This is a genomic window from Brachybacterium huguangmaarense (genome assembly GCF_025725725.1).
In the GTDB taxonomy this organism is placed as follows: Bacteria; Actinomycetota; Actinomycetes; order Actinomycetales; family Dermabacteraceae; genus Brachybacterium; species Brachybacterium huguangmaarense.
Map to the genome: position 1 here is coordinate 370,494 of NZ_CP107020.1, position 24,409 is coordinate 394,902.

Annotated in this window: 20 protein-coding genes; 14 read left to right on the forward strand and 6 right to left on the reverse strand. The window is 72.6% G+C overall.

The window, feature by feature from the left end; translation table 11 throughout:
- Positions 1-299 precede the first annotated feature (299 nt).
- Together BRM3_RS01765 and BRM3_RS01770 are read right to left on the reverse strand one after the other, a co-directional pair.
- A complete protein-coding gene (locus BRM3_RS01765) occupies positions 300-2,324 on the reverse strand; it encodes a glycoside hydrolase family 2 protein (RefSeq protein ID WP_263594397.1) in 2,025 nt (674 codons plus the stop codon).
- A gap of 336 nt (positions 2,325-2,660) precedes the next feature.
- Positions 2,661-3,689, reverse strand: a complete 1,029-nt coding sequence (locus BRM3_RS01770) for a LacI family DNA-binding transcriptional regulator (protein WP_263594398.1) — start codon at positions 3,687-3,689, stop codon at positions 2,661-2,663.
- Between the two features lie 233 nt (positions 3,690-3,922).
- Between BRM3_RS01770 and BRM3_RS01775 the strand changes: the two genes are divergently transcribed.
- The 13 genes from BRM3_RS01775 (at position 3,923) to BRM3_RS01835 (ending at position 18,637) form a co-directional block, all read left to right on the forward strand.
- The gene (locus BRM3_RS01775) at positions 3,923-5,290 is read left to right on the forward strand and encodes an extracellular solute-binding protein (RefSeq protein WP_263594399.1); all 1,368 of its coding nucleotides are present in this window, start codon (positions 3,923-3,925) and stop codon (positions 5,288-5,290) included.
- Positions 5,291-5,302: 12 nt separating this feature from the next.
- Positions 5,303-6,184: a carbohydrate ABC transporter permease gene (locus tag BRM3_RS01780; RefSeq protein WP_263594400.1), complete on the forward strand. Its 882-nt coding sequence runs from the start codon at positions 5,303-5,305 to the stop codon at positions 6,182-6,184.
- A 1-nt stretch (position 6,185) separates the two neighbouring features.
- Positions 6,186-7,142 carry a carbohydrate ABC transporter permease gene (locus BRM3_RS01785; protein ID WP_263594401.1) on the forward strand — a complete coding sequence of 319 codons (957 nt, stop codon included), beginning with the start codon at positions 6,186-6,188 and terminating at the stop codon, positions 7,140-7,142.
- Between the two features lie 386 nt (positions 7,143-7,528).
- Positions 7,529-9,097, forward strand: a complete 1,569-nt coding sequence (locus BRM3_RS01790; protein ID WP_263594402.1) for a DEAD/DEAH box helicase — start codon at positions 7,529-7,531, stop codon at positions 9,095-9,097.
- 179 nt (positions 9,098-9,276) lie between these two features.
- Positions 9,277-9,678 (forward strand): rhodanese-like domain-containing protein, encoded by a 402-nt coding sequence (locus BRM3_RS01795; RefSeq protein ID WP_263594403.1) that lies wholly within the window; start codon positions 9,277-9,279, stop codon positions 9,676-9,678.
- A 388-nt stretch (positions 9,679-10,066) separates the two neighbouring features.
- Entirely contained in the window at positions 10,067-10,597 is a 531-nt protein-coding gene (locus BRM3_RS01800) for an ArsR/SmtB family transcription factor (RefSeq protein ID WP_318152428.1), read from the forward strand.
- Between the two features lie 3 nt (positions 10,598-10,600).
- Positions 10,601-11,650, forward strand: a complete 1,050-nt coding sequence (locus tag BRM3_RS01805; protein ID WP_263594404.1) for a cation diffusion facilitator family transporter — start codon at positions 10,601-10,603, stop codon at positions 11,648-11,650.
- 119 nt (positions 11,651-11,769) lie between these two features.
- Entirely contained in the window at positions 11,770-13,326 is a 1,557-nt protein-coding gene (locus tag BRM3_RS01810; protein WP_263594405.1) for a molybdopterin-dependent oxidoreductase, read from the forward strand.
- A gap of 116 nt (positions 13,327-13,442) precedes the next feature.
- On the forward strand, positions 13,443-14,474 hold the full coding sequence (locus tag BRM3_RS01815; RefSeq protein WP_263594406.1) for an LLM class flavin-dependent oxidoreductase: 1,032 nt from the start codon (positions 13,443-13,445) through the stop codon (positions 14,472-14,474).
- A gap of 60 nt (positions 14,475-14,534) precedes the next feature.
- Positions 14,535-15,374 carry an SAM hydrolase/SAM-dependent halogenase family protein gene (locus BRM3_RS01820; RefSeq protein ID WP_263594407.1) on the forward strand — a complete coding sequence of 280 codons (840 nt, stop codon included), beginning with the start codon at positions 14,535-14,537 and terminating at the stop codon, positions 15,372-15,374.
- A gap of 55 nt (positions 15,375-15,429) precedes the next feature.
- A complete protein-coding gene (locus BRM3_RS01825; protein WP_263594408.1) occupies positions 15,430-15,984 on the forward strand; it encodes an ECF-type riboflavin transporter substrate-binding protein in 555 nt (184 codons plus the stop codon).
- Positions 15,981-17,810, forward strand: coding sequence for an ABC transporter ATP-binding protein (locus BRM3_RS01830; RefSeq protein ID WP_263594409.1), 1,830 nt, complete (start codon positions 15,981-15,983; stop codon positions 17,808-17,810). Before BRM3_RS01825 ends, BRM3_RS01830 begins: the two co-directional genes overlap by 4 nt.
- Complete coding sequence (locus BRM3_RS01835; protein WP_263594410.1) at positions 17,807-18,637, forward strand: energy-coupling factor transporter transmembrane component T family protein; 831 nt, start codon at positions 17,807-17,809, stop codon at positions 18,635-18,637. The genes BRM3_RS01830 and BRM3_RS01835 overlap by 4 nt, the downstream gene beginning before the upstream one ends.
- A 499-nt stretch (positions 18,638-19,136) precedes the next feature.
- Here the strand turns inward: BRM3_RS01835 and groL are convergent, their stop codons facing one another.
- The 3 genes from groL to BRM3_RS01850 all read right to left on the reverse strand — a co-directional run bounded on the left by groL (position 19,137) and on the right by BRM3_RS01850 (position 22,212).
- Positions 19,137-20,771: a chaperonin GroEL gene (gene groL / locus BRM3_RS01840; protein WP_263594411.1), complete on the reverse strand. Its 1,635-nt coding sequence runs from the start codon at positions 20,769-20,771 to the stop codon at positions 19,137-19,139.
- Between the two features lie 519 nt (positions 20,772-21,290).
- Positions 21,291-21,875, reverse strand: coding sequence for a LytR C-terminal domain-containing protein (locus tag BRM3_RS01845; protein ID WP_396127022.1), 585 nt, complete (start codon positions 21,873-21,875; stop codon positions 21,291-21,293).
- Positions 21,876-21,945: 70 nt separating this feature from the next.
- The gene (locus BRM3_RS01850; protein ID WP_263594413.1) at positions 21,946-22,212 is read right to left on the reverse strand and encodes a DUF3263 domain-containing protein; all 267 of its coding nucleotides are present in this window, start codon (positions 22,210-22,212) and stop codon (positions 21,946-21,948) included.
- Between the two features lie 81 nt (positions 22,213-22,293).
- On the opposite strand from BRM3_RS01850, the gene BRM3_RS01855 reads away from it, so the two are divergent.
- Entirely contained in the window at positions 22,294-22,971 is a 678-nt protein-coding gene (locus BRM3_RS01855; RefSeq protein WP_263594414.1) for a uracil-DNA glycosylase, read from the forward strand.
- A 350-nt stretch (positions 22,972-23,321) separates the two neighbouring features.
- Here the strand turns inward: BRM3_RS01855 and BRM3_RS01860 are convergent, their stop codons facing one another.
- The gene (locus BRM3_RS01860) at positions 23,322-24,341 is read right to left on the reverse strand and encodes a siderophore-interacting protein (protein ID WP_263594415.1); all 1,020 of its coding nucleotides are present in this window, start codon (positions 24,339-24,341) and stop codon (positions 23,322-23,324) included.
- Between the last annotated feature and the right edge of the window lie 68 nt (positions 24,342-24,409).

Below are 24,409 nucleotides of genomic sequence, written 5' to 3' on the forward strand. Positions count from 1 at the left end.
GGAGGTCCGTCTAGATCGGGGGGCCGTCTGGGGAGGTCTACCTGGGGCGGGTGTCCTGAGCGGGACGCTGGTGACCATCCCCAGCACCCGGCACCCGGCACCCGGCAGCCGGCAGCCGGCACCCGGCACCCACCCGACCATGCATCGAGCCTCCCCGGCATGAGTCCGCCTCCGGACCGTGACCTCCCGGCCACGGTCCGGAGGCGGACTCATCCGAACGCGACGACGTCCCCGGGCCCCGCCACACGCGATGGCATAGGGGTACCGCCGATGCTCGGCACCTGGGGGCGCCGCGGGCCTCAGCCCTCTCGCTGCTCGTACGCGGCGGCTCGCTCCTGCACCGCGCGGAGGCGGGCGAGGTCGAGCTTGCGGCCGCGCTCGAAGTCGACGATGCCGTTCTTCTCCTGGAACACGTCGGTCAGCTGGGTGTAGCAGTAGCCGAACATCTCGGGGTCCTCGAGCAGCACGCGGGTGAGGCCCTCGAAACGCTCGTACACGGCCTCCTCGTCGGCCACGCGCTCCCCGTATCCCCACGAGACGGCCTGGTCGGTTCCGGTGCCGTCCGCGGCGGCGCGCTCGGCCTCCTCGCGGGCGGCGCGCGCCTCGGCCTCGTTCCACCAGATCCCGCCGTACTCCGAGACGAAGTAGGGCTGGCCGGCATAGGCGACGGACCAGGTGCCGTCGGCATGCGGCATGGCGTTGGGCTCGAGGTACACGCGGTTGGCGAACGGGCGGCCCTCGGCGAGGCCCGCCTGCTCGTCGCGGAACCTCGCGGGATCCTGCTCGTAGGAGTGGGAGTCGTAGACGTCGGCGCCGCGCACCCGATGGGAGTATCCGGAGGCGTCCACCACGGGACGCGAGGGATCGGCGAGCTTGGTCGCGTCGTACATCGCGTGCGTGACGTCGTCGAGCACCGTGATGCGGTCGTGCAGCACCTGATGGGTCTCGTTCAACGGGCACCAGCCGACGATGCTCGGATGGTTGAGATCGCGCCGCACGGCCTCGACCCACTGGGCCACGAAGCTCGCGGTGGGCTGCTGGTTGTGCCCGATCGGGCCCATGCCCGACACTCCCCAGTCGCCGAACTCGCCCCACGTCAGGTAGCCGTGCAGATCGGCCCAGTAGAGCATGCGCTCCTCGAACACCTTCTGGTGCAGCCGGGCGCCGTTGAAGCCCGCCTCGAGGGCGATGCGGATGTCGTCGACCATCGCGGCGTCGCTCGGGGCCGTCATGAGCGACTGCGGCCAGTAGCCCTGGTCGAGCACGAGCCGCTGGAAGACGCGCTGCCCGTTGAGGCGCAGCTCGCGGCCCTCGAGGGCGGTCGAGCGCATACCGGCGTAGGACCGGACCTCGTCGAGCACGGCGCCGTCGGCGTCGAGAAGGCGGACGACGAGTGCGTAGAGCTGAGGGTCGCCGGGGGCCCAGAGGCGCAGCTGCTCGGGCGCGATCGCGAGCTCGAGGTGCGGCGAGAGGTCGAGGTCGGCGCGCACGGAGGCCGTCGCCGCCGCGTCCTCGCCCGCCAGGGGGGCGAGCGCCTCGGGGTCGTCGGCGACGTCGGCGCGCACGTGGCGGGCCTCGACCTCCAGGCGGGTCCCGGGACGGTTGGCGCTCAGCGACGCGTCGATCGCGAAGGAGCCGTTCGCGAGGCGGGGCAGGATCCGCAGGGAGCGGATGGAGGTGGCGGGCACGCCCTCGAGCCACACGGTCTGCCAGATTCCGGTGGTGCGCGTGTAGTGGCAGTGGGTGTTGGCGAACCACGTGGCCTGCTTGCCGCGGGCCTGGGCCGCGTCGCGGGGGTCACGGGCGCGCACCACGAGGGTGACGCTCTGCCCCGGCGCCGCGATGCCGGTGAGGTCGGCCGTGAACGGCGTGAAGCCGCCGCGGTGGCGCGCCACCTCGATGCCGTCGGCCCACACGGTCGCATCCTGGTCGACCGCTCCGAAGTGGACGAGCGGGCACAGGCCCTCCCAGTCGGCGGGGATCTCGATCGTGCGGCGGTACCAGACGGCCTCGAGGAAGTCGGTGTCGCCGATGCCCGAGAGCTCGGACTCGGGGGCGAAGGGCACCGTGATGGTGCCCGCGAGCTCGCGCTCGCACAGACCGCGCTCGATGCCCGTGTCGGACCGGTCGATCTCGAACTCCCACGTGCCGTTGAGGTTCAGCCAGGTCTCACGCCACAGCTGGGGCCGGGGGTGCTCGGGTCGGGGCACGTCCGTCGCCGAGGACAGGGGCGGCTCGAGCACGGCCGCGAGCGCATCGGCCCGCGCGGCGAGGCGGGTGAGCGGGGCCGGGAGATCGGCGGGCGAAGCGGGAGAGGGGGACACGAGGGCTCCTCGTCATCGGGGATCATCGGGTTCGCGGGCGAGGACGCCCACGCGACGTCGCCATTCCATCGCACTCGCGAAGGAATTTCAACGTGGGAATATCGGCGGTGCGATCTCGGGGCAGGGATCGGCGGGTCGCGCACCGGCGATGGGGCACACCGAGTGCGGGGGTGTGACAAGAGCGGAGGCATGACAAGAGCGGAGGTACGACGGTAGCTGGGAGCGCGACAAGAGCGGAGGTGGGACGAGAGCGCGGCACGATGGGGCGGCGCCCCGGGCGGAACGCCGCACGCAGAGCACGACGGGGGCGCCGACGCCGCTCGACGCCTTCGCCCGTCACCGGCGGGCCGACCCGGCCGAGACCGAGGACCCGCGCACCTGCAGCCTGTGCGGCACGACGATCTCGTGCGCGGCCACGCCGACCCGATCGCCCGCCGTCGGCATGACGCCCATGGCGGCGTCGAGCGCCGCGGACACGAGCGCCTCGAGATCGGGCGCGATCGAGCTGAGCGAGGGGACCGCGTAGGCGCTCTCGGGCAGGTCATCCCATCCGACGACCGCGACCTCGTCGGGGACGGCCCTGCCGTGCTCGCGCAGCGCGGCGAGCGCGCCGATGCCGAGCAGGTCGTTGGCGGCGACGATCGCGTCGAAGGCCAGGCCGCCGTCGATCGCCTCGGCGACGACAGCACGACCCGTCGCCCGGTCCCACACGTCGGCCCGGCGGATCAGGCTCGGATCCAGCTCGATGCCGGCATAGCGGCAGGCGGCCCTGAAGCCCGCGAGCCGCTCGGCGCCGGTCGAGCGCTGGCCCTCCTCCGCCCCGAGGAACAGGGGCCGCGAGCGTCCGCCGTCGACGAGGTGGCGCACCACGTCGACCGCGCTGCCGGCATTGTCGATCGCGACGTGGAACACGTTCTCACCAGCGGGGACGGCTTCCCCCAGGAGCACCAGCGGGGTCGCGGCCGACAGGCCCACGAGGTCCGAGGGCTCGAGGGCCATGGGCGAGAGGATGACGGCGTCGACGGGCCGGGCCGTACGCCCCACGAGGTGGTCTCGCTCGACCTCGCGATCGCCGAGGGAGAGCTCGACGCTCACGGTGTAGCCGCGCTCGCCCGCGGCCTTCTGGATGCGCTCGGCGAGGATCGCGAAGTAGGGGTTGGCGAGCTCGGGCAGGACGAGGGCGATGGTGCGGGTCGAGCCGCCACGCAGGTCCCGGCCCACATGGTTGGGCACGTAGCCCAGCTCGTCGATCGCGCCACGCACGCGCTCGGCGGTCTCGGGGCGCACGACCGGCCGCTCGTTGACCACGTTGGAGACGGTCTTCCAGGAGACCCCGGCGCGCGCGGCGACGTCCTTGATGCTCACGCGCCGCTGCGCCATCCGCCCCGCCCTCCGTCGTGCCGTCCCGACCAGGGTAGACGCTTGCCCCGCGCGGCCGCTCGGGTGTCCCGCCGTGGATCCGCGCCCCGCCCGTCGTTCCGGAACGCTTGACCGTCGCGCGGCGACGTGGTGGAATCTCACGTGAGAACCCGCTGTGGTCCACATCTCCTCCGAATCCCTTCGATCCCGGTCATCGTCGACCCGGAAGGACGCGCGTGATGACGCGACGCAGAACTTTCCCTCCCTCCGCCCCGCCCGGCGGCCTCCCCGTGCTCGGCCCCTCCGCGAGCCGCCTCGTCTCCCGTCGCACCCTGCTCGGGCTCGCCGCGACCGGCGCCGCTGCGACCGCCCTCGCGGGATGCGGCTCCTCGAGCGGTCGGGGCGCCTCCACCGTGAGCGTGTGGGACCTGTTCTCCGGGGCGGACGGCGCGAACATGCGCGGCATGATCGCCGACGTCGAGAAGGCTGTCCCCGGGCTGCACGTGGACGCCACCACCCTGGCCTGGGGCAATCCGTACTACACCAAGCTCGCGATGGCGTCGTCGTCCCAGGCCCCGCCGGACACGGCGATCATGCACGTCTCCCGGATGCCGGGCTACGCGCCAGGGGGCCTCCTGCAGCCCTACGACCTGGATCTGCTCGCCGACGTCGGCATCACCTCCGACGACTTCACCGAGGCCCTGTGGACGAGCTGCACGTACGACGACCACCTGTTCGCGCTCCCCCTCGACACGCATCCGTTCATCGCGTTCTTCAACCGGGACATCGCCGAGAAGGCCCGTGTGCTCGCCCCGGACGGGACGATCGCGATCAACTCGCCGGAGGCCATGAAGGAGGTCGGCACGAAGCTCGCCGAGGTCACCGGGAACCAGGGCATCGCCTTCGGCTTCCTGCTCGACACCGCCCAGGCCTGGCGCCTGTTCTGGGGTCTGTTCCACCAGACGGGCGGGCAGTACGAGATCGAGGTGGGCAAGAAGGCGGCGCTCGACATCGACGGCGCCGCCGCGGTCATCGACGCGGTGCACTCCTGGATGGACGGCACCTGCATGGCGCCGGATGCCGACTACGGAGGTGCCCTCTCGTCGTTCAACGCCGGGCGCACCGGCATGATCCTGTCCGGCGAGTGGGAGCTCGGCGGGTTCAAGGACGCCGTCCCCGCTCTCGACGCCATGCCGATGCCGACGATGTTCGGAACCCCCGCCAACTACGCCGACTCCCACACCTATGTGCTGCCGACCCAGCGCTCGACGAGCGACGAGCACCGTCGGGCCATCTACGAGTTCCTCGCCGCGATGCTGCACGAGGGCGGCCAGTGGGGCACGGCCGGGCACATCCCCGCCTATCTGCCCTCCCAGGAGACCGAGACCTACAAGGACCTCCAGCCGCAGAACCACTACGCCGACGCCGCCGAGACCGTGGTCTTCGACCCGCCGGTGTGGTTCGCGGGCGCGGGCACCGACTTCCAGAACCGCATGTGCCAGCAGCTCATCGAGGGCTTCCGCGGCAACGTCGAGCCCCAGCGCTGCGCCCAGAACCTGGTCGACGTGCTCGACGACTTCCTGACCAGCCCCGACCCCACCGCCTGAGGAGGTACCCCGATGCGCACGCGCACACCCGCCGCCTCCCGCGGCGCCGTCTGGTTCACCGTCCCCTATCTCGCCGTCTTCGCCCTGTTCCTGATCTGGCCCATCGTCTACGGGATCTGGATGTCGATCACCGATCAGTCGCTCGCCGCCACGCGCGTGCGCGTCCTCGGCCTGGCCAACTATCTCGAGGCGCTCACCGACCCCGACGTGTGGTCGAGCCTGGGCACCACGGTCGTGTTCACCGTCATGTCCTCGGTCCCGCTCGTGATCCTGTCGTTCCTCCTGGCCTACCTCGTCTCGACGGGGCTGCCGGGGCAGTGGCTGTGGCGCCTGGCGTTCTTCGCGCCCTACCTGCTGCCGGTCTCGGTGGTCACCGGCATCTGGGGCATGGTCTACGCCAACGACTTCGGCCTGCTCAACGGCCTGCTGCTCCACCTGGGGCTCGACCAGATCCCGTGGCTGTCGGACAAGCACGTCGCCATGTGGTCGATCGCGCTCGTCACCGTGTGGTGGACGGTCGGCTTCAACTTCCTGCTCTACCTCTCGGCCCTGCAGGCGATCCCCGACCACGTCTACGAGGCCGCGCAGATCGACGGCGCCGGCCCCCTCCGGCGCCTGTGGTCGGTCACGCTGCCCCTCATGCGGCCTACGACCGTCCTGATCGTGCTGCTGCAGCTGCTCGCGTCGATGAAGGTGTTCGACCAGGTCTTCCTGCTGACGACCGGCGGTCCCGACGGGGCCACCCGGGTGATCCTGCAGTACATCTATGACGTCGGCTTCAGCGGGTACCGCGTGGGCTACGCGGCGTCCGTGTCCTACCTGTTCTTCGCCCTGATCGTGGTGCTGTCGCTGGCCCAGGTGGCCATCACGCGGCGCCTGTCGAAGGAGTCCTGAGATGTCCCAGACAGCCGTCACCGCGCCGGCCGACCCCGCCGCCGTGCACCCCTCCGCCCTCCCCTCGACCCGGCGGGCGCGCCGGGCCTCGGGCGCGGCCGACAACGCGCGGATGCGCTCGCTGACGCTGGGCCGCGGTCCCGTCATCCGCACCGTCGCGATGATCGCGCTGATCGTCGCCGCCGTGCTGTGGGCGGCGCCCCTCGTGTTCTCGGTCGCCGTGTCGCTCAAGACGGAGGGCGACGCCTCGGCCGCTCCCCTGCGGTTCTGGCCCGAGCACGGCTGGACGCTCGCGAACTACGCGGACGTGCTGCGCGCCGGCGACATCCCGCGCTGGATCACGAACTCGGTGATCGTCTCGGTGATCGTCACCGCGCTCACCCTGCTGGTGTCGGCGCCCGCGGCCTACGCCTTCTCGCGTCACCGCTTCCGCGCGCGGGGCCTGCTGTTCGGGCTCACCATCGCCGCCATCATGGTGCCGCCGCAGATCCTCATCGTGCCGCTGTTCGAGCAGATGAAGGTGCTGCACCTGTCCGACACCCTCGCGGGCGTCGCGCTCCCCCAGGTGGTCGCCCCGCTCATGGTCATCGTGCTGAAGAACTTCTTCGACCAGATTCCCGCCGAGCTCGAGGAGGCCGCACGCATCGACGGCGCCTCGAACCTGCGGATCCTCACCTCCGTGATCCTGCCACTGTCGCGGTCCATCCTCGTGGCGGTCGGGATCTTCGTGTTCATCGGCGCCTGGAACAACTTCCTGTGGCCGTTCATCGTGACCAACTCGCCGGACCTGATGACGATCCCCGTGGGCCTGGGCACCGTCAAGAACGCCTACGGCGTCCAGTACGCCCAGACGATGGCGGGCGCCGTGATCGGCGCGCTGCCGCTGCTCATCGTGTTCGTCCTGTTCCAGCGCCACATCGTGCGCGGCTTCGCCACGACCGGGCTCGGCGGCCAGTGAGCGGATCGGCGCGACGACCGCCGTCGCGCCGATCGCGAGCCGTCGCAGCGCCCACGACACGAGCCGGCGCGGGAGCCCGAGAGGCGCCCGCGCCGCCTCACGCCGAGATCGGTCACATCGCGCGCCGCCCCGCTTCCCACCGCGACCTGCGACGACGTACCGTGGCACGCGACGGTCGCCGTCGAATCTCACCGCGACGACCTGCCGCGTGATCCTCCGCCGCGACGCGCCTCTGCGCGAGCGGCACGCCCCCGGGCCCTCGCACCAGCTGCGCACGGGCCCTCCCGGATCCCGTCGGCCGCGCCCCCTCTCGCGCCGCTCCGCCATGGTCGGCCGCGCGATGACCGCGACCCGGTGAGCCCGCCTGCATGAAGGACAGCTTTCCCATGACCACCTCCGGTTTCGCACGTCTCGGCGTGCCCCAGAATCTCATCGACGCCCTCGCTCCGCAGGGCATCACCTCCCCCACCCCGATCCAGGAGGCGACGCTCCCGGACTCGCTCGCCGGCCGCGACGTGCTCGGCCGCGGGCGCACGGGCTCCGGCAAGACCTACGCGTTCCTGCTGCCCGTCGTCGCGCGCCTGGTCGCCGAGAACCGCCGCCCGGCCGCGCGCCGGCCGCGCGCCCTGATCCTCGCGCCGACCCGTGAGCTCGCCGCGCAGATCGGCCACTCCCTCGAGCCGCTCGCCCAGGCCTCCCGCCTGCGCACCGCCGTCGTGTTCGGCGGCGTGGGACAGAAGCCGCAGGTCGACGCGCTCGAGCGCGGTGTCGACGTGCTCATCGCCTGCCCCGGTCGTCTGCTCGACCTCATGGGCCAGGGCTTCGCCGACCTCTCCGGCGTGAGCGTCACGGTGCTCGACGAGGCCGACCACATGGCCGACATGGGCTTCCTGCCGATGGTCCGCCGGATCCTCGACAAGACCCCCCAGCGCGGCCAGCGCATGCTGTTCTCCGCGACGCTCGACGAGGGCGTGGGCAAGATCGTCAAGCAGTACCTGCACTCCCCCGTCACCCACGAGGCGGATCCCGCAACCTCGCCCGTCGGCACGATGACGCATCACGTGCTCGAGGTCTCGCCCGACGACCGCTTCGACGTGCTCAAGGACCTGGCGTCCGCGCCGGGCCGCACGATCATGTTCACGCGCACCAAGCACGGCGCCAAGAAGCTCGCCAAGAAGCTCGTCTCGAGCGGCGTCGACGCGGTCGAGCTGCACGGCAACCTCTCCCAGGGCGCCCGCACGCGCAACCTCGACGCCTTCGAGCACGGCTCGGCGACGACGATGGTCTCGACCGACATCGCGGCGCGCGGCATCCACGTCGACCACGTCGCCCTCGTCGTGCACGCCGACCCGCCCGTCGAGCACAAGGCCTACCTGCACCGCTCGGGCCGTACCGCGCGCGCCGGCGAGTCCGGCACCGTGGTCACCGTGCAGACGCCCGATCAGCGCGGCGATGTCGCGGGCCTCATGCGCGCCGCCAAGATCCGTCCGCACTCCCACGCGCACGTCACGACCACCTCGCCCGTGCTCCAGGAGCTCGCTCCCGGCGAGCGCGTGGTGGGCCCGGTGCCGGATCGCACCCTCGCCCAGCAGACCTCCGGCGGACGCGGCGGCCAGGGCCGCCGCAGCTCCGGCGGCCGCGGCCAGGGCGGTCACGGGCAGGGCGCCCGGGGCCAGGGCGGCGAGACCCGCGGCGGGCAGTCCTCGCGAGGACGCGGCGGTCAGTCGGGGCGCTCGGGCGACGGCTCGCAGCAGGGCTCCGGCCGTCCGGCACGCGGAGGCCGCGGCGCCGAGCGCACGGGCTCCGGCCGGTCTGGCGGCGGCCGTTCCGGCGGGTCGGGCCGCTCGCGCGGCGGCTCGGGCTCGACCACCAGCTACTCGACCTCGTCCTCGGGCTCGACCGGGAACGCGGTGGGCGCGGGCCTCGCGGCCTTCTCGTCCCGTCGCGGCCGCTGATCGCGCGCCGACCGCCCCTTCTGCCGGAAGCCCCGGTCGCCTCGCGGCGGCCGGGGCTTCCGGCACGAGAGGCGGGGCTCGGTCCGCGGGCGGCCTCGGCCACCCGCACAGGCGCGAGAGGACACGAGAAGACACGAGAAGACACGAGAAGACACGAGAAGACACGAGAGGATGTGCGCATGACCCGCAGCATCGCCGACGTCCTCGCCGCCGCCCGTCACGGGGTCGAGCGCGTGCACCCGGACCGGCTCGCCGAGCACCAGGCACGCGGCGCCTGGGTGGTCGACCTGCGCACGCCGTGGACACGGGACACCGAGGGCCATCTGCCCGGCGCGATCGTCGTCGAGCCCACCGTGTTCCTGTGGCGCCTGGACCCTCAGAGCCCCAGCCGGATGGCGGACGGGCCGGGATACGACGACGAGGTGGTCGTCCTGTGCAACGAGGGCTATTTGTCCTCGCTCGCCGCGCGGGACCTGCGCGAGCTCGGCTTCACCCGTGCCACGGACCTCGACGGCGGCTTCCGTGCGTGGGCGGCATCCGGGCATGCCGTGCAGGCCGAGCCCTCGCGCTACGTGACCTGAGCCGCCGCGGGGTCGCGCCTCGACCTCCGCATCCCTGTCATGGACGGGACGATGGTGATGTGCTGTGGCGATATCGCCAGAGCACCTCACCAGCGTCCCCTCCGCGACCACCGTGCCGGGATCACCCCGTGCGAGAGGTGCTGGGCGCCGTCCCGCCGGGCCCCCGCACGCCCCCAGCCCCCGGTCCGACCGTGCTCGGCGCCGCGCCGCCGGCCCCGCGCCGACCTCCCCGCCGCGGTCCTGTCCCCGTCGCGAGCCGACCCGCCGCCCCACCAGGCTTCCGGCACCCGGCCCTCCTCGCGGACATCCCCGTCCCGACCGCGAGATCCGCCACGTCCGACACTTCGTCGATTGCGCAAGTGAGAAATGGTGTGGAACCGTCGTCCCCATGACCACCGTGCCTCGTGACCCCGAGCGGCCCCCAGTGACGTCCGCCGCGCGGGCCGCGGCCGTTCCTGCTGCGGGCGATCCGGAGCCCACCGAGCCCCAGCTGTCGTCGGCGGCGGATACCTTCGCCCTGCTCGCGAGCCCTGCCCGGCTCCACCTGGTCTGGCTGATGGTGCGCGGGCGCCATGACGTCGGCACCCTCGCCGAGCGCGTGGGCCTGAGCCTGCCCACCACGAGCCAGCACCTGAGCCGGCTGCGCCTGGCCGGCATCGTCTCGGCGACCCGCGAGGGTCGGCACAGCTACTACGCCGTCGAGGACCCCCACGTGGTGGGCCTCGTCGAGCAGATCTTCGAGCACATCGCCCCGGACGGCACCCTCGCCCCCGATCCCACACCGGACAGTAGCCGCGCACCGGACGGCTGGCCCACCCCGGATGATCGGGCCACCCCGGACGGTCGCCCCGGCGCACCCGGCAGCCCGGCGGCCGACGCCGCGTCCCGACCCTTCCCCTCCTCCCACCCCGAGGCCTGAGCCATGACCCAGAACCCCGAACCCGACGTCACCGGCGAGCCCGCCGACAATCCCAAGGCGCCGGCCGTGCGCCGCGCGACCGCGACCTCGGTCGACCTCACCAAGTTCGCGTGGCTCTCGATCGCCGCGGCGATCGCGACGATCGCCCTCAAGACGGGGGCATGGGCGATGACCGGGTCCGTCGGCCTCCTGTCCGACGCCGCCGAGTCCACGGTCAACCTCGTCGCCGCCGTCGTCGCGCTCATCGCCCTGCGGGTCGCCGCCAAGCCCGCGACGGACCAGTTCCTGTACGGCCGCGCCAAGGCCGAGTACTTCTCCGCCGCGGTCGAGGGCGCGATGATCTTCGTCGCGGCGGCCGTCATCCTGGTCACGGCCGTCGAGCGCTTCGTGCATCCGCAGCCGCTCGAGAACGTCGGTATCGGTCTGCTGATCTCGGTCGTCGCCTCGATCGTCAACGGGGTGGTCGCCGCCGTGCTGCTGCGCGCCGGGCGGCGCCACCGCTCCATCACCCTGCGCGCCGACGGCCGGCACCTGCTGACCGACGTGTGGACGTCCGTCGGCGTGCTCGTCGGCGTCGGGCTCGTGTGGGCCACGGGCTGGGAGCGTCTGGACGCGGTCGTCGCGTTCGCCGTCGGGATCAACATCATCGTGACCGGCATCCGCCTCATCAGCGAGTCCGTCGGCGGTCTGCTCGACAAGGTCCTGCCCGAGGAGGACAACGCCGTCATCACCCAGATCCTGCGCCGCCGGACCGACGGCACCGTGACCTTCCACGGGCTCCAGACCCGGGAGGCCGGCCAGCAGAAGTTCATGAACGTGCATGTGCTCGTGCCCGACGAGTGGACCGTCAAGCAGGGGCACGACTACATCGACGAGCTCGAGGCCGAGCTGATCGAAGCCCTGCCCGGCCTGACCGTCGCGACGCATCTCGAGCCGATCTCCGACCCCCTCTCGTACGCGGACATCCCCTCGGCGCAGATCCCGATCCACGACGTCGCCGAGCACGACTCCTCGCGGCCGCCGCGCCGCGGCACGACGCCGCCGACCCCCTGAGGCGCGCTGCCGCCACACCCGTCGCCCGCGTCGATCCGGCGATCTCGGATGTCGGCTCCGTGGCTACGCTGGGCCATGGGGCGTGATCGCGGGTCGATCCGCCCCGAGGGAGGTCGTCCATGGAGCATCGCGCCGACACCGTCTCGCGCGGACGCGCCGCCGGGTCCGGGCTGATCGCCGCCTGGTGCCTCGTCGCCGTCGCCGAGCCCCTCGCCCTCGCCTTCTCCGCCGCCTCGGCCCCGTTCGTGGCGGTCGGGGAGGCGTTCATCGACCTGATCCCGCCGGGTCTCAAGGACGCGGTGGTCGACCTGTTCGGGACCTACGACAAGCCGGTGCTGTTCGGCGCGATGGCCCTCGTCTACAGCGCGGCGGCGCTCGGGATCGGTCTGCTCGGCCGCCGGTCCCTCGCGCTCGCGGCCTCCCTGCTCGCCGTCCTCGGCCTCGTCGCGGCCCTCGCCGTGCTCTCCCGGTCCCACACCACCGTGCTCGACCTGGTGCCCACGGCCGTCGGCACGGCGATCGGGGTGGGCGCCCTGATCCTGCTGCTGCGTCTGGCCGTGGACGTGCCGCCGGGCGAGGCGGAGGACGACGGCCTCGCGATCGACGCCCGGCGTCGTCGCTTCCTCGTGGCGGCGTTGACGACCGGCGCGCTCGCCGTGGCCGTCGGCGTGCTCGGCCGCGCGGCGGCCGGGGCGCGAGCGGCCGCGGAGGTGGCGCGCACGCTCTTCGCGGTGCCCGCTCCCGCGGTGCCCGCCCCGCCGATCCCCGCGGCCGCACAGGTGGATCTCGCCGGGATGCCGCCGTTCCTCACCCCGGCCGCCGACTTCTACCGCATCGACACCGCCCTCGCGGTCCCGCGCATCGATGCGCGCACATGGTCGCTGCGGGTCACCGGCCTCGTCGAGCACGAGCTGCAGATCGGGATCGACGAGCTGCTCGCGGAGCCCATGACCGAGGCGCACGTGACCCTGACCTGCGTGTCCAACCCCGTCGGCGGGGATCTCGCGGGCAATGCGACCTGGACCGGCGTGCCCGTCCGCACGCTGCTCGAGCGCGCCGGGGTGCGCGCGGGGGCCGACATGGTGCTCTCGCGGTCCGTCGACGGGTTCACGGCGTCGACCCCGCTCGAGGCGCTGACCGACGAGCGGGCGGCGCTGCTCGCGGTGGGGATGAACGGCCGGCCGCTGCCGCTCGAGCACGGCTACCCGGTGCGCATGGTGGTGACGGGACTGTACGGCTACGTGTCGGCGACCAAGTGGCTCGAGGAGCTCAGGGTCACCCGGTTCGCGGACGAGACGGCGTACTGGACCGACCGCGGCTGGTCCGAGCGCGGGCCCATCAAGATCGCCTCCCGGATCGACGTGCCGCGGCCGTCGGCGCGTGTGGGGGCGGGGACCGTGGAGCTCGGCGGGACCGCCTGGGCGCAGCAGCGCGGCATCGCCCGGGTCGAGGTGCGCGTCGACGACGGCCCCTGGCAGGACGCGCAGCTCGGCGCGAGCGCCGGGGACGACTGCTGGCGGCAGTGGTCGTTCACGTGGGAGGGTGCGAGCTCCGGGGAGCACCGGGCGACCGTGCGCGCGACCGGCGGCGACGGCGAGGAGCAGACGCCCGACCGCGCCGATCCGGTGCCCGACGGGGCGAGCGGCTGGCACTCGATCACGTTCCGCGTCGCGTGAGCCCGCGCGCACCCGGCGCGGCCGGCGACCGAGGAGTGGGCGCGACGGCTACGCCCTGAGCGGACCCGCAGGCCCGTCCCGGCCGCGGGACCGGCCCCGGTCATAGGGTCGTGAGCATGAGCTCGCGCCCCGATACCCCGCACGTCCCCCTGTCGATCCTCGATCTGGTCCCCATGTCCGAGGGCATGTCGATGCGCGAGGCGATCGCCGCGTCGATGGAGGGGGCCAAGGCCGCGGACCGTCTCGGGTACGAGCGCTACTGGTTCGCCGAGCACCACAACACCCACAACCTCGCCTCGTCCTCGACCGCGCTCCTGATCGACCGGGCCGCGTCGATGACCGAGCGGATCCGCGTCGGATCGGGCGGCGTCATGCTCCCCAACCACGCGCCGCTGCGGGTCGCCGAGGACTTCGGCACCTTGATCCAGTTCCACGGGGACCGGATCGACCTGGGGCTCGGCCGCGCGCCGGGCACCGATCCGGTGACCGCGCAGTTCCTGGCGCGCACCTCCGCCGAGCCGAGCGCGTTCATCGACGCGGTCGAGCAGATCACCCTGTGGTCGGCCGACGCCCCGCCCGAGGGGCTGCGCGTGGCCGCCGATGTCGCGGCCGGGACCCGCATCCCGATGTGGGTGCTGGGCTCGACGGTCAACGGCGCGCAGCTCGCCGCGCAGCTCGGCATGCCGTTCTCGGTCGCCTCCCACTTCGCGCCGTTCCAGCACCTGCAGGCCCTCGACCAGTACCGCCGCGCCTTCAACGCCGAGGCGGACACCGCCCAGGTCGCCGCACCGCACACGATGGTGGGCGTGAACCTTGTGATCGCCGACACCGACGAGGAGGCCGAGCGCCAGTACTCGACGCTCCTGCAGATGTTCGGGGGCGTCCTGACCGGGCGGCGCCAGGCGATCCAGCCGCCGTGCACGCGCGAGGAGCTCGAGCGCACGCTGCCCGAGGCGCTCCTGCGCCAGGCGGAGTCGGCGCTCCAGGTCCGGGCCGTCGGCTCCCCTGCGACCGTGGTCGAGGAGCTCGAGCGGATCGTGCGCAGCACCAAGGCCGACGAGCTCATCCTGACGGCCTACTCCTTCGACCCGGCCGTCCGCATCCGTGGGCTCGAGCTGCTGGCCGCCGCCTGGGGCACGCTGCGCTGATCGGGTCTGTCCGACGAGACGGGACGGGGGCGCTCGTGCGCGCCGCGGGATAATGGCGGTGTGAACCCCCTCGTGCTCCAGTCCGACTTCGGTCTCGACGACGGCGCCGTGAGCGCCATGTACGGGGTGGCGGTGGGCGTCGAGCCACGGCTGCGCATCCACGACGTCACCCACAACATCCCGCCGTACGACATCTGGGAGGCCTCCTACCGCCTCGCCCAGGTGGTCTCGTACTGGCCCACGGGCACCGTGTTCGTCTCGGTCGTGGACCCCGGGGTCGGCTCGGACCGGCTGTCCGTGGTCGCGCGCACCGCGACCGGGCATCTCGTGGTGACGCCCGACAACGGCACCCTGACGCACCTGCACGCGATCTTCGGCATCACCGAGCTGCGCGAGATCGACGAGACCACGAACCGCCGCGAGGGCTCCGAGCACTCCTACACCTTCCACGGCCGGGACATCTACGCCTTCACGGGGGCGCGGCTCGCCTCCGGCGCGATCGACTACGAGCAGGTGGGGCCCGTACTCCCCCTGGATCGTCTGGTCTCCCTGCACGTCGACGAGCCGCGCCTCGTCGACGGGACCGTCCGCGGCACGATCGACGCGCTCGACGTGCGCTACGGGTCCCTGTGGACGTCGATCCCGCGGGAGCTGTTCCTCGAGCTCGGCGTGTCCCACGGCGATCGCATGCAGCTGCGCGTGACCCGCAACGACCGGGTCGTGCACTCCAACCAGATGCGCTTCGTGCCCAGCTTCGCGGCCGTCGAGCTCGGCGAGTCCCTGCTGTACGTCAACTCGCTCGACCGCATGGCCGTGGCGATCAACCGCGGCAGCTATGCGCGGGCCTTCGACCTGGGCACGGGCAACGGCTGGAAGGTCGCCCTCGGCCTCGTCGTCTGAGCCCCGCCCCGCCGGCCCGTTCGTGCCCGTCCCCGTTCTCGAGTCTGGAGTCCTCATGGCCCGTCACACCTCACCCGTCGTCCAGGTCGTCGCCATCGGCATCGGCGCTGCGCTCTTCTTCGTGCTGGGGCGCTTCGCCTCGATCCCCACCCCGATCCCCAACACGACCATCAACATCCAGTACGCGATCCTCGCCGTCTTCGCCGTCCTGTACGGACCGCTCGCGGGGCTGCTGATCGGGATCATCGGCCACGTCCTCATCGACGCGACGGGCTTCGGCATCTGGGTCTCGTGGGAGGCCGCCTCGGCCGTGTTCGGGCTCGTCGTGGGGCTCGTCATGCTGCGCAACCGGATCCACGAGGGCGAGTTCCCCGTCTCGACGGCGGTGCGCTTCAACGTCGCCGTCGTCGTGGGCCACGCGATCGCATGGCTGCTCATCGCCCCGCTCGGCGACATCCTGATCTACGGCGAGCCCGCCGACAAGGTCTTCACCCAGGGGGTCTTCGCCTTCGTCTCCAACGCCCTGACGGCCGGGATCCTGGGGACGATCATCCTGGCCATCTACGCCCGCACGCGCACCCGCACCGGCTCGCTCACGGTCGAGCCGTGACGTCCCCTGCGCCGGGAGCCGCCGCGGGCGCGTCCGCCGACGGACGCGAGGTCCTCATCGAGCTGTCCGGCTACTCCTTCCAGTACCGGGCGCAGGCGGTGCCCACGCTGCACGACATCGACCTCGTGGTCCGGCGCGGGGAGAAGATCGCGATCGTCGGCGCCTCGGGCTCGGGGAAGTCGACGCTGCTCGCGGCGATCAACGGGCTCGTGCCCCACCATCACCGCGGCACGTCGACGGGCACGGTGCGCGTCGCGGGCCTCGACCCCGCGAGCGTGCCGCTCGTGGAGACCGCGCGCCGGGTGGGGACCGTGCTGCAGGACACGAGCGGCCAGTTCGTGGGTCTCACGGTCGCCGAGGACATCGCCTTCAGCCTCGAGAACCAGCAGCTGCCGCATGCCGAGATGCCCGCGCGCGTCACGGCGGCGGCCGCCGCCGCCGGCATCGCGGACCATCTGGACAGGGCCCCGCAGGATCTCTCGGGTGGCCAGAAGCAGCGCGTCGCGATCGCCGGCGTGCTGGTCGACGAGGTCGACGTGCTCGTCTTCGACGAGCCGCTCGCGATGCTCGACCCCGCCTCGGGCCGCGCGGCGATCGAGTTGATCGACACGCTGCACCGCGACCGCGGCGTGACGGTCGTGATCGTCGAGCATCGGCTCGAGGACGTCCTGCACCGCGACGTCGACCGAATCGTGCTCATGGACGCGGGCCGCATCGTCGCCGACTGCGGGCCCGACGAGCTCGTCGCCTCGGGGCTGCTCGAACAGCACGGCATCCGGCCGCCGCTGCACGTCGCCGCGCTGCGCTACGCAGGAGCGCCCGTCACGGCCGACCAGGCCCCCGCGCGCGCCGAGCGGATCGACCTCGCGGAGGAGCAGGTCGCCGCCGTCCGCGCCTGGGTCGCCCGAGCGCCCCGGCGGCCGGGCGCCGAGGAGCTGCCCGCGGCCCCGGCCCTCGACCTCCAGGACGTCGGCTGCGTGATCGAGCGTCCGGGCGACGAGCCCGACGTACGAGCCCTGGAGGGCGTGAGCGCCCGCATCCGCCGCGGCGAGATGGTCGGGATCATCGGGTCCAACGGCGCCGGGAAGTCGACCCTCGCGCGGGTGATCTGCGGGTTCGAGCGCAACTCCGAGGGCACCGTGCTGATCGACGGGGCCGACGCCGGGACCTGGCCGCTCGCCGAGCGCGGGGAGCACGTCGGCTTCGTCCTGCAAGAGCCCGGCCAGATGATCTCCCGCCCCCTGATCGCCGAGGAGATCGCCCTCGGGCTGCGCGCCCGCGGTCTCGACGCCGAGGAGATCGCCCGCCGCACCGAGCGCGTGCTCGAGATCTGCGGGCTGCGGCCGTTCCGCTCGTGGCCCGTCTCCGCGCTCAGCCACGGCCAGAAGAAGCGCCTGACGATCGCGTCGGTGCTCGCCCTCGAGCCCGACGTGCTGATCCTCGACGAGCCGACCGCGGGACAGGACTTCGCGCACTACACCGAGTTCATGGACTTCCTGCGCTCGGTCAACGCGCACGGCACGACCGTCCTGCTCATCACCCATGACATGCATCTGGCGCTCGAGTACACCGATCGGGTGCTCGTGGTGTCCGGCGGGCGCCTGCTCGCCGATGCGCATCCGGCCGACGTCCTGACCGACGACGGGATCACCTCCCGTGCCGACCTCGTGACCACGGGCCTGTACACGCTCGCCCAGCGCTGCGGCCTGGCCGACGCCTCGGCTCTCGTGCGGCGCTTCGTGGACGTGGACCGTGCGGCGCGCGCCATCGCGTCGCCGGGCGAGGCCGCGGGCGTCGCCTCGACGGCGGGGAGGAGCGAGGGATGAGCGCGCCCGTGCTCGGGTACATCGATCGGCCCGGCTGGCTGCACACGCTCACGGGCACCGCGAAGCTCGTGCTCGTCGTCGGCGTGGTGGTGGGCGCGATGATCGGCTTCGACCCGCGCTATCTCGTGGCGCTCGCCGTGCTGTCGGTCGTGCTGTGGGTGGCCTCGCGCGTGCGGCTGCGCGACCTCGCGGTCGTGCTGTCCATCGTCGGCGCCTTCATGGTGCTCAACAACGTGCTGATCTTCCTGTTCGCCCCGGGCTACGGGAGCGACCTGTTCGGCACCCGGCACGTGCTCGTCCACGGGCCGTGGCGGTGGGATCTCACGAGCGAGCAGCTCTACTACCAGCTGCTCGTGACGCTCAAGTACGTCGCCGTCCTGCCGAGCGTCCTGCTGTTCATCGCGACCACCCGACCCCCGGAGTTCGCCTCCTCGCTCAACCGGGTGGGCGTGCCGTACCGGTTCGCCTACGCCGTCTCCCTCGCGCTGCGGTACATCCCGGACGTCCAGCGGGACTTCCGCACCATCTCCCACGCCCAGCAGGCGCGCGGCCTGGACACCTCCTCGCGCGCGGCGCTGGCCACACGCGTCAGGAATCTGGTGTCCGTGCTGATGCCGCTCCTGCTCGGGGCGCTCGACCGCATCGAGACGGTCTCGGCCGCGATGGAGCTGCGGGGTTTCGGCCGGGGACGCCGCCGCACGTGGTACGACCAGCGCCCTCTGCGGGCGCGCGATGCGGCCGTGATGGCGCTCGCGGTCGTCCTGGTCGTCGTGCCGATCCTGCTGCTCGCGGTCGACGGCGGACGCTACTGGAACATCTTCGTCTGAGCCGCGGGCCCGCGGGGGCGGGGATCGCGGAGAGGCGCGGAGGGGTGCAGCGGGGCCCGGAGGGGCGCGGCTCGCCTGCGGAGCCCTGGTCTCACCCTCTCCGATCGGGCAGGACTGGGCAGGACGTGGGCGCACCCCGCCCCCACCTCACCGAGCGCCACCACACGAGTCATAACCAGCCCGATAGGTGCCGCCACATGACACTCGCCGGGCAAGACCATCGCGCAGCCTGACAGGACCAGGTTCCTCCATCCCCACCTCACCGAGCGCCACGCCACGAGTCATACCCGGCCCGATAGGTGCCGCCACGTGGCACTCGCCGGGTCGGGTCACCACGGGGAGCCGCCCACGCGCCAGCCGGCAGAGCCCGCACCACGCACCACGCACCAGCACCACGCACCAGCGCCCCCGGCCGACAGACGGACGGGCCCCGCGCGCCAGAGGTGGCGCGCGGGGCCCGTCTCGCTCGGAGGAGCGACGGATCAGCCATGGGGGCTGATCACATCATGCCGCCCATGCCTCCCATGCCGTCGTCCATGCCGCCGGCGGGAGCCTTGGCCGGCTCCGGCTTGTCGGCGACGACGGCCTCGGTGGTGAGGAACAGCCCCGCGATGGACGCCGCGTTCCGCAGCGCCGAGCGCGTGACCTTGACCGGGTCGATGATGCCGGCCTTGAGCAGGTCCTCGTACGTGCCGGTCGCGGCGTTCAGGCCCTCGCCCACGGGCAGGGACTTGACCTTCTCCGCGACGACGCCGCCCTCGAGGCCGGCGTTGACGGCGATCTGCTTGAGCGGGGCCTCGATCGCGACCTTGACGATCTTCGCGCCGGTCGCCTCGTCACCCGCGAGCTCGAGCGAGCTGAAGGTGTCCTTGCCGGCCTGGAGCAGAGCCACGCCGCCACCGGCGACGATGCCCTCCTCGACGGCCGCTTTGGCGTTGCGCACGGCGTCCTCGATGCGGTGCTTGCGCTCCTTGAGCTCGACCTCCGTGGCGGCACCGGCCTTGATGACGGCGACGCCGCCGGCCAGCTTCGCGAGGCGCTCCTGGAGCTTCTCGCGGTCGTAGTCGGAGTCGGAGTTCTCGATCTCGGTGCGGATCTGCTTGACGCGGGCCGCGATGCGCTCGGCGTCGCCGGCGCCCTCGACGATGGTGGTCTCGTCCTTGGTCACGACGACCTTGCGCGCCTGGCCGAGCAGCTCGAGCCCGGCGGTGTCGAGCTTGAGGCCGACCTCCTCGGAGATGACCTGGCCGCCGGTCAGGATGGCCATGTCCTCGAGCATCGCCTTGCGGCGGTCGCCGAAGCCGGGGGCCTTGATGGCGACCGACTTGAAGGAGCCCTTGAGCTTGTTGACCACGAGCACCGCGAGGGCCTCGCCCTCGACGTCCTCGGAGATGATCGCGAGCGGCTTGCCGGCCTGGATGACCTTCTCGAGGAGGGGCAGCAGGTCCTTGACGCTCGAGATCTTCGAGTTCATGAGCAGGATGTACGGATCGTCGAGCACCGTCTCCTGGCGCTCCGCGTCGGTCACGAAGTAGGGCGAGATGTAGCCCTTGTCGAACCGCATGCCCTCGGTCAGCTCCAGCTCGAGGCCCATGGTGTTGGAGTCCTCGACGGTGATGACGCCTTCCTTGCCGACCTTGTCGAGGGCCTCGGCGATGAGCTCGCCGATGGCCGGGTCGCCCGCGGAGATGGCGGCGGTGTGCGCGATCTGGTCCTTGGTCTCGATGTCGACGGCCTGCTCGAGCAGGGTCTCGGACACCGCGGCCACGGCCTTGTCGATGCCGCGCTTGAGCGCGATCGGGTTGGCGCCGGCGGCGACGTTGCGCAGGCCCTCCTTGACCAGGGCCTGGGCGAGCACGGTGGCGGTGGTGGTGCCGTCGCCCGCGACGTCGTCGGTCTTCTTGGCGACCTCCTTGACGAGCTCGGCGCCGATGTTCTCGTAGGGGTCCTCGAGCTCGATCTCCTTGGCGATGGACACGCCGTCGTTGGTGATCGTCGGGGCGCCCCAGGACTTCTCCAGGACGACGTTGCGGCCCTTGGGGCCGAGGGTGACCTTGACGGCGTCGGCGAGCTTGTTCATCCCGCGCTCGAGGCCGCGCCGGGCCTCCTCGTCGTATTCGATGAGCTTGGCCATGTGGAATCTCTCCCGTGTCTGTGGTGTCCACCCGACCCTGTGCCCGCGACGGACGAGACCCGCCGGACCGTTCACGTCACGGCCCGACGGACCCCTCACGGGGCCGGAATGCACGCGTCGGCGAAGCGGGGACCCGCCCACCGATCGTCTCGATGTCATCGGGCCCGAGCGCACAGTGCCGGAGAGGCCGACCCTGCGTTGTCACTCGCACCCGATGAGTGCCAGATCATCATAAGCACTCACCGCCGGAGAGTGCTAACGGTCGGCGCACCGAGCGTGCTCGCCGTGGGCGAACACGCGCCGATCGGTCGGTGCGCCGCTTCCCCGCCCTGGAGTTAGGCAGGTGCAGCCACTCGGACGCCGAGAGCCCCGGACCCGTTCCCATGAGCTCGCTCGCGCCCGGTGCCCGCCCGCGGACCGTGAGCCGACGGCGAGGGTCCGCAACCGGGCTCGCCGCAGCCGGGCTCATCCTCCCGACGAGGCCGAGCGAGGATCGCGGCCCGCGGGCGGGCGGCCTGGTCAGTCCTGCGGGCTCTCGACCGCGACGAAGGTGATGCGCGCGTCGTACTCGTCGGACTGCTGCGCCCCGTCGAGACCGACCTCCTGGGCGAGCTGGTTCGCGCTCGCGGCGTCCGCCTCGTCGCGATAGAACACGACGGCCTGCTCCTGACGGCTGTCGGCGGTGCTGATGTCGACCTTGGTCCAGCCCTTGGAGGTGAGCTCGTCGCGCCACTCCCCGGCCATGCCGTTCTGGCCGCCGGCGTTGACCACGAGCACCGGGGTGTCGCGGCTGACCTCCTGGGCGGGCGTCGACGCGCCGCCGCCGTCGGATGCGCCGGGCGACTGCTGCTCGACGGGCGCCGAGGCCGTCGAGGTCGCGGCCGGGGCGTCGCCGCCGTTGTCGCGCCCCATCCCGCCGATCACGAACAGCAGGACGAGCAGGGTCAGCACGGCGGCCGCGATGATGATGACGTACAGCAGGTTCTGACGCCAGAACGACTCCTCGGCGCGGTGGGCGCCGTGGAACGACGTCGTCTCCGCCTCGCGGTCGAACTGGTCCGGGGCGTACGGGTAGTCAGGGTGAGGATCAGCCACGAGCCCCATTAAACCCGGCCGGAGCCGTCGATGCCCGGAGCACACGCGCGAAAGGCCGCAGGTGAGGGCGGTAGGAGGCTCAGGCCACGCGCCCCGACCCGGCGGGACCCTCGGACTGCGCGCTCGTGCGGCGCCCTCGCAGGCGGTGGACGAGGGCGGGCGCCTCCTCGAGGGCAGCGGGCTCGTCGAGCAGCGCGTTCAGACGCACGAAGTACGCGGTCGGGCTCATCCCGAACTCCTCGCGGATCATGCGCTCCTTGGCGCCGACGTAGCGGAAGGTGCGGCCCTCGAGCGCGAGGATGCGCCGGTCCTGGTCGGACAGGGGCGTGCGCGCGGACGAGGTCATGGCATCGACGCTAGGGAGGGGCGCCGCCCGGGGGTCGGAGGCGCGCCGTGCTCCCGGCGTGTCGCGTGGAACACTGAGGTCATGCCCGCACCGCTTGCCGACATCATCGCGCCCGACTGGGCCGCCGCCCTCGCCCCCGTGGAGGGGAGGATCCACGAGATGGGCGACTTCCTGCGCCGGGAGACGGAGGACGGGCGCGGCTACCTCCCTGCGGGCGCGAACGTGCTGCGGGCCTTCACCCGGCCGCTCGCCGACGTCCGGGTGCTCGTCGTCGGGCAGGACCCCTATCCCACCCCCGGTCACCCGATCGGGCTCTCCTTCGCGGTCGAGTCGCACGTGCGCCCGCTCCCCCGGTCGCTCGCGAACATCTACACGGAGCTGCAGGACGATCTTGGCATCGCACCCGCTCCCCACGGCGACCTCACCGCGTGGCAGGACCAGGGCGTGCTGCTGCTCAACAGGGTGCTCACGGTGCGGCCGGGCGCGCCGGCCTCGCATCGTGGCAAGGGCTGGGAGCTCGTCACCGAGACCGCGATCCGCGCGCTCGTCGAGCGCGGCGGCCCGCTCGTGGCGATCCTGTGGGGCCGGGACGCCCAGTCGCTCCAGCCGATGCTCGGCGACACGCCGTGCATCACGAGCCCGCACCCCTCGCCCCTGTCGGCCTCGCGCGGCTTCTTCGGCTCGCGCCCGTTCTCCCGCGCCAACGAGCTGCTCGAGAGGCAGGGCGGCACCGCGATCGACTGGCGCATCGAGCGCTGAGGACGGCGCGCGGGCGAGCGTGCGCCGCGCCCGACGAGCACGCGCAGGGCCACGCGCCTCGCCGCGGCGACGCGTGGCCGCGCTATGACCGCCGTGCGCGGGAGCTCAAGCCCCACCGCGGCCCCGCGGCGGACTGTGCCCACGCGATGTCGGCCCGTGGATGGGCACTCGGGCCTCACCGCGAGCGCACACCGACGATGAGCACCGACGCTGCGCCCCCTGGCGGACCGTGACCGCGACACCGCGGTCCGCACGCGGGCACGGGCACACACGCGGACCGCGGACCACGGGCACGGGCGTGGGCACGGGCGTGGGCGCGGGCACGGGCCACGGGCGCGGCTGCCGGCCGCTCAGCCCTCGGCCTTGCCGATCCTCCAGTAGCCCATGAACGCGACCTGGCGGCGGTCCACCCCCACCTCCCGCACGAGGTAGCGGCGCAGCGCCTTGACCACGCCGGCCTCCCCCGCGATCCACGCGTAGAAGCGGCGGGCGTCGTCGGCCTCGCCCTCGGCGGCGGGCCCGCTCGCGTGGGCGGCCGCAGTGAGGCGGTGCGGGACCTCCCACAGGATGGTCGTGTCGATGTCGATCTCCTCGAGCTCCGCGTCCTGGGCCGTTCCGGACGTCGCGGCGCCGTGACCCCAGTCCTCTCCCGCGGCCTCGCGGGTGCGCACGACCTCGTGCACGGCGTCCTCGAGGCGCGATCCGACCGTCGCGTCGCCGCGCACGAGCCAGCGCACGTCGAGCCCGGCCGGAGCCGTCACGGGCTGGACGTCCTCGGCCCGCGGCACCTCGAGCAGCGCGCAGCCCGTCGCCTCGGGCGGCAGGGAGCCGAGGATCGAGACGATCGCGGGGACCGCGGTCTCGTCACCGGCCAGCAGCAGGTCCCGTGAGGAACCGGGCTCGAACTCGATGCCGCCGGTGTCGCCCGTGAACTCGCGGTGCGGGCCGAGGATGTGCAGACGGTCGCCGACCGCCGCATGCTGCGCCCAGGCGGCGGCCGGGCCGCTGTGTCCGTCCGCGTCGGTGTGCAGCACGAGGTCCACGTCGAGCTCGCGCTCCGCGTCGCGCCACGCTCGCACGGTGTACGTGCGCATCGCCCCGCGCTCGGCCTCGGGGACCTGCAGCCACTCCTTGTACCAGGACATGCCCGGCTCGGTCGCGCGGTCCACGAGCCCGGGGAGGTCGAAGCGCTCGTCCTCGCCGACGCCCGCAGGCGGGATCACGAGCTTCAGGCGCATGTCGAGGGCAGGACCTGCGATGCCGAAATCGGCCATGCCGGGGCCGCCGAAGGTGATGCGCCGGAAGGTGGGGCCGAGGTCCTGGATGCGCAGGACCTCCCCGTCCAGACAGGTGACAGAGCTGCGTGCCACGGAACTCCTCGTGATGGTGGGGACCCGGCGGGACGGCCAGGTAAGGCCGACCTTACCAGCGCGGGTCG

Excerpts from the sequence above, each read along its gene's own strand:
- BRM3_RS01785 (WP_263594401.1), top strand. The coding sequence starts at position 6,186 with ATGTCCCAGACAGCCGTCACCGCGCCGGCCGACCCCGCCGCCGTGCAC.
- BRM3_RS01800 (WP_318152428.1), top strand. The coding sequence starts at position 10,067 with ATGACCACCGTGCCTCGTGACCCCGAGCGGCCCCCAGTGACGTCCGCC.
- BRM3_RS01815 (WP_263594406.1), top strand. The coding sequence starts at position 13,443 with ATGAGCTCGCGCCCCGATACCCCGCACGTCCCCCTGTCGATCCTCGAT.
- BRM3_RS01850 (WP_263594413.1), bottom strand. The coding sequence starts at position 22,212 with ATGACCTCGTCCGCGCGCACGCCCCTGTCCGACCAGGACCGGCGCATC.
- BRM3_RS01845 (WP_396127022.1), bottom strand. The coding sequence starts at position 21,875 with ATGGGGCTCGTGGCTGATCCTCACCCTGACTACCCGTACGCCCCGGAC.
- BRM3_RS01810 (WP_263594405.1), top strand. The coding sequence starts at position 11,770 with ATGGAGCATCGCGCCGACACCGTCTCGCGCGGACGCGCCGCCGGGTCC.
- BRM3_RS01780 (WP_263594400.1), top strand. The coding sequence starts at position 5,303 with ATGCGCACGCGCACACCCGCCGCCTCCCGCGGCGCCGTCTGGTTCACC.
- BRM3_RS01805 (WP_263594404.1), top strand. The coding sequence starts at position 10,601 with ATGACCCAGAACCCCGAACCCGACGTCACCGGCGAGCCCGCCGACAAT.
- BRM3_RS01855 (WP_263594414.1), top strand. The coding sequence starts at position 22,294 with ATGCCCGCACCGCTTGCCGACATCATCGCGCCCGACTGGGCCGCCGCC.
- groL (WP_263594411.1), bottom strand. The coding sequence starts at position 20,771 with ATGGCCAAGCTCATCGAATACGACGAGGAGGCCCGGCGCGGCCTCGAG.
- BRM3_RS01775 (WP_263594399.1), top strand. The coding sequence starts at position 3,923 with ATGACGCGACGCAGAACTTTCCCTCCCTCCGCCCCGCCCGGCGGCCTC.
- BRM3_RS01825 (WP_263594408.1), top strand. The coding sequence starts at position 15,430 with ATGGCCCGTCACACCTCACCCGTCGTCCAGGTCGTCGCCATCGGCATC.
- BRM3_RS01795 (WP_263594403.1), top strand. The coding sequence starts at position 9,277 with ATGACCCGCAGCATCGCCGACGTCCTCGCCGCCGCCCGTCACGGGGTC.
- BRM3_RS01835 (WP_263594410.1), top strand. The coding sequence starts at position 17,807 with ATGAGCGCGCCCGTGCTCGGGTACATCGATCGGCCCGGCTGGCTGCAC.
- BRM3_RS01790 (WP_263594402.1), top strand. The coding sequence starts at position 7,529 with ATGACCACCTCCGGTTTCGCACGTCTCGGCGTGCCCCAGAATCTCATC.